This window comes from Pseudomonadota bacterium (assembly GCA_010028905.1).
Lineage (GTDB): Bacteria > Vulcanimicrobiota > Xenobia > RGZZ01 > RGZZ01 > RGZZ01.
Map to the genome: position 1 here is coordinate 1 of RGZZ01000427.1, position 4388 is coordinate 4388.

4 protein-coding genes are annotated in these 4388 nt (G+C 67.7%); 1 reads left to right on the plus strand and 3 read right to left on the minus strand.

The features are described 5' to 3' along the window. A partial coding sequence (locus EB084_20450; GenBank protein ID NDD30638.1) for a hypothetical protein occupies positions 1-2828 on the minus strand: 2828 nt, incomplete at its 3' end. Positions 2829-2983: 155 nt separating this feature from the next. Between EB084_20450 and EB084_20455 the strand changes: the two genes are divergently transcribed. Beyond that, a complete protein-coding gene (locus EB084_20455) occupies positions 2984-3163 on the plus strand; it encodes a hypothetical protein (protein NDD30639.1) in 180 nt (59 codons plus the stop codon). Between the two features lie 28 nt (positions 3164-3191). Here the strand turns inward: EB084_20455 and EB084_20460 are convergent, their stop codons facing one another. Next, complete coding sequence (locus EB084_20460; protein NDD30640.1) at positions 3192-4076, minus strand: methyltransferase domain-containing protein; 885 nt, start codon at positions 4074-4076, stop codon at positions 3192-3194. Further along, positions 4073-4357, minus strand: coding sequence for a PqqD family protein (locus EB084_20465; protein ID NDD30641.1), 285 nt, complete (start codon positions 4355-4357; stop codon positions 4073-4075). Before EB084_20465 ends, EB084_20460 begins: the two co-directional genes overlap by 4 nt. Positions 4358-4388 lie beyond the last annotated feature (31 nt).

The window sequence follows — 4388 nt, forward strand, 5'->3', positions numbered from 1 at the left end:
CCGTTCCTCATTCCGTAGAATCCGGCCGACTCGAGGGCAAAGGATCCGTCGCCCCAGCTCACCTGAACGCCGAGGGCTTCGCCCAGCACGATACGGATCTGCTCCGGCCTGGGGGCGCCGTCGATGGTGCTGTCGTTGAGCAGCGCCACATTCCCATCGGGGTGAACCAGCCATCCCAGCGCGTGGGCCATGCGCGCGAGCACGGGCTCCAGCAGGGCCCGCGCGTGGGGGTTCACCCAGGCGCAGTCGGCAAGGTCGGCAAGGACCTGCGCGTGATACGAGGGGCTGCGCTCGAAGTGCACCCCATCCGGCAGCACCTGGACGGCCACCTCGCGCTCGAGCAGGCCAAGAGCGATACGCTCCCACTGCGCCGCATCGGCGCACTCGAGGGCCGCGGCAGCCCAGAGAAGGGCGCGGATGTTCTTGATGAGATGGTTGCCGCAGATGTCTTCCTCGAGATTGCTCGTCAGGAACGCCATCTGACGGCTGAGCGAATCGGTGAGCAAGGCAAGGCGCCCGTCGTCCACGTCGGCGCGGTGCAGCGACAGCCACTGCATCCACGCCACCGCGCGTATCGAGACCGCCCACGGGTACCAGGCGTCTCGCCCGTCGCTCTCACGCACCTTGCCGTTGCGCGCGGCCCAGTCGCACATGAGGTCGAGGGCGACGTCGACCGGCAGCGCGCCGAGGTAGGCAAACGCGTGCAGCATCACCGCATCGAGTCCGGTACCCCGCCCGAGTGTGGGCGGGTGCCAGTCGGCAGGCAGCGCCAGGGGCCAGTCCCGATAGGCCAGCGGAAGCGTGACGGCGCTGCCTTCCGAAACCTCGATCCGGCCCTGCGTCGAGAAGATGGGGCGAGGCGCACCGGCGCGCAGCCGCGCCGGCGACGCCCCCTCACCGTGAGGCCGGCCGGCGCGGGTGAGCCCCTCGACCCGACGGCGCACGATGCGCGAGACGCGCTGGGTGAGCTGCCTCCAGGGCGTGTAGGCCACAGACGCACCCAGAAGCCCGAGGCGCGCGACAGGCCCGAGACGGGGGAGGGGAAGCAGGCGCGGTTCTTCTTGCACGGCGACGGTGCAATCGGGCTCAGAGACCTGCAGGAAGCGCACGACCTCCTCGAGCAAGGCGCGTCTGCGCACGTCGCCTGTCTCGAGCCAGCGCACAACAAAGGGGATGTTCACGTAGCGGGCGCGCGCGGGAGAAGCGCCTCCTCGGGCCAGCCGACGGGCGACCTCGTTCAGCGCCTCGTCGTACAGACCCACCAGCAGCGCCTCACGATGGGCATCTTCCTTGTCGGTCTCCGACCACACGACCTCTGGAAGCCAGGGCTTGCAGAGCTCGCGCATCACTTCGCGTCCGCGTGTGCCCTGACGAAAGATGTCGTGAGGGAAGGTGAGCACCTGCTCGATGAGGCGACGATCGAGGAGCGGGAAGCGGTACTGCACGCCGTGACGGGCTCCGAGCGCCGCCCACGACTCGAGTCTCGTCGCCACGATTCCGTTCGCGAGCGCGGTCTGCATGCGATCGCGCAGCCGCACGGGAAGCCTCACCCGCCCTCCGCCATTCCCCTTCGAGGCCCGCCAGGCATCAGACAGCACACCCGCGCCGATCAAGACGCGGGGAAAACCGAACCAGGCCTCACGAATCGGGTGAAGCAACCAGCGCACGATGTTCACGATGGGCGCCGTGGGCAGCTCGGCCAGCAGCTGCGCCCATCGCCCCTCGAGCAGGAGCATGGTCTGCAGGTGGTTGCCGTTGCTCGAGACGACCTCGTCTCCTCCCCAGCCGCTCAGCATGACGGTCACCCCCCGCGCGGCCGCGCCCGTCAGAACCGCCGATTCATAGGGAAACGTGTTCTCGAAGGGCAGGTCGACCGGGTCCTGGGTGAGGTAGGTGCGCATGTCATCAACCGTGAGATTGCACGGAATGACCTCGAGACCGAGATGCGTGGCCGTCGCCCGCAGCCGCACCTCTTCCTTCGTCGCCGATTCGCCCGTGAGCGTGGGGGTCCAGCCACAGGCCACCGGATCTGGACGACCGTCGGCGCGCAGCAGTCGCGCCGTGTGCGCCGCAACGAGGCCAGAGTCGAGCCCACCGCTCACGTGCACGCCCACAAGACCGGGGGTTCGCGCCCGATTGCGCACCGACGCCTCGACGACAGGCGCGATCCGCGCCACCGCGTCATCGAGAGAGAGCCCACGAATCGTGCGCGGTGGTCCGCACGGCCACCATCGTCGCACGTCGACCCGATGGTCGCCAAACCACGCAACGTGGCCCGGTGCGACCCTGAACACCCGCGAATCGAAGGTTGCCGTGGGATGCCACGCCCAGCGGTCGCGCAGGAACATGACCGCAAACGAACCGTCGACGTAAGGCTCGAAACCGTCTCCCTCTTCGAGAAACGCGCGCAGCGCCCGCAGGTCGTTGGCGACAGCAGCAGCCCCATCTGGCGCGCGACCGTAGTAGAGCGGGCACACCCCCACCACGTCACGCGCGGCGAACATCCCCCCCCGTCGAAGATCGGCCACCACGAAGGCGAAGTCACCATACAGCCGCTCGACACACGCGCTTCCCCAGCGCTGGTATGACGCCAGCACAATGCGGCTGTCCGGCGTGTCGGCACGCATCCCCAGCGCGCGACAGAGCACTTCTCGCTCGTCGAGGCGGATGTCGCCCGTGATGGCCAGCCCGGCGCCATCATCGACAAAGGGGATCGCCTCACGCGCGCTCTCTGGCGTGACCCGCATGACACGGTTTCCCAGAGCCACGCCGTCGCCTTGCCACAGCGCGGGAGGCTCGCCTGGGCAATCGTGCAGCCCATCGAGCATGCGCCGGACAGCGCTTGCTTGCGACCTGCCCGCGCCACGCGAAACCGCTGCGAAGAGAGTCATGCTTGCAACCGCGCTCTCGATGGCGAAACGCACCCCGACAGTCGGGAGAACCCGAGACAGGAGGACGCGCTGCCGAGCGCGAAACAGCCCACATGGAACGTGAACCGATTCAAGACAGCGCCATGCGCCCCTCCGCAGAGCTGCTTCCAACCCGCCGCCAGTGGCACTCCCCGCGCCTGCAGCAACTCCTCGTCGAGAACACGCTGAAAGCGCCGAGCTGCGTGGAGGGCGGACTCCCCTCTACGATCAAGACGTCCACCTGCGGTTCCTGATTGCCCTTCGGGCACACGCTGTACCCGCTCAAACCCGCGTAGCCGCAACGACCGTGACGCACGTGCGGTGCGTGAAGCGGTTGCTCTCCGCGGCACATTGCAGGTCAGCCAGCCAGCGCTCGGCCTCTGCTTGCGATACAGTGCCCAACGCCAGCGCGGGTGCGATGTACTTCTGTCGATAGCGGTGCTCTGTCGCCGCGGTCCAGCCCGTTCGCTCGTTCAAGAGACGCGTCTGCGCCACCACCCGAAGCCCAGCCTTCGCAGCCCACCCCGCCAGCCAGAGCCCAGCCTGCCCTTGGGCGAAATGGGCCACGCGGGCGGCCACGAGACGTTTCGTGACCTCCGGGTCGCCCCCCTCGATGACCGCCGATCCGTAGTCCGGCTCCACCATCACGATGCGCCCTCCCGGCCGCGTGACGCGCTTCATCTCGACCACGGATGCGTAGGCGTCATCGATGTGAAGCAATGTCCGCATGACGCGACACGCGTCGAAGAAGCCATCTTCAAACGGCAGATGGGTGGCCTCGGCGCGCACGAACCGTGCCGCGCACGCAACTTGCTCACGCGCCCTGCACTGTGACGCTTCGAGCATGACCTGGCTGCGATCGACGCCCACCGCCTCGCCCGTCGAACCGACCACGGCCGCCATCTCCATCACGTGTCGACCCACGCCGCACCCGACCTCGAGCGCACGGTTCCCCGGACGCAGCCCGAGCCACGCGAGGCTCTGCGCTGCCAATGCTCGCTGAAAGTCAGAGGCCCCGGTAGAATCGAGGCGCTCGACATAGACCGACGGGTTCGGAGAGTCGTCAACGTCGACGTAGCCAGATGGGGCGAGAGGGCCTCTGCCAGTGACAGCGGTGTCAGGGTCGGCCATCACGCCCAGCTCCGCGCCCGTTGAGCACGAGCTCACATCTCTCGGACATCGAGCAGACCGCTCTCGCGCAGGTCTTCGAGGAAGGCGGTCACGTCGGCCGTGCAGACCTCTGGTGTCACCTCGAACTCGTCAATGAGACGAGCACAGAGATCTGCCACCCGAACGGGCTCGGTCAGCAGCTCCCACACCCGGGTCGCCACAGGGTCGAGACCGTAGTAGAAACCTCTCTCCACGTCGAGCATGACGGTCTCATCGCCCACGTTGCTCGTGAGCACATCGGTGCGACGGGAGACTTGCGATTCCAGGCTCAGGGTCACGACTGTCTCTTATACACATCTGACGCTGCCG

Excerpts from the sequence above, each read along its gene's own strand:
- EB084_20455 (NDD30639.1), top strand. The coding sequence starts at position 2,984 with ATGGAACGTGAACCGATTCAAGACAGCGCCATGCGCCCCTCCGCAGAG.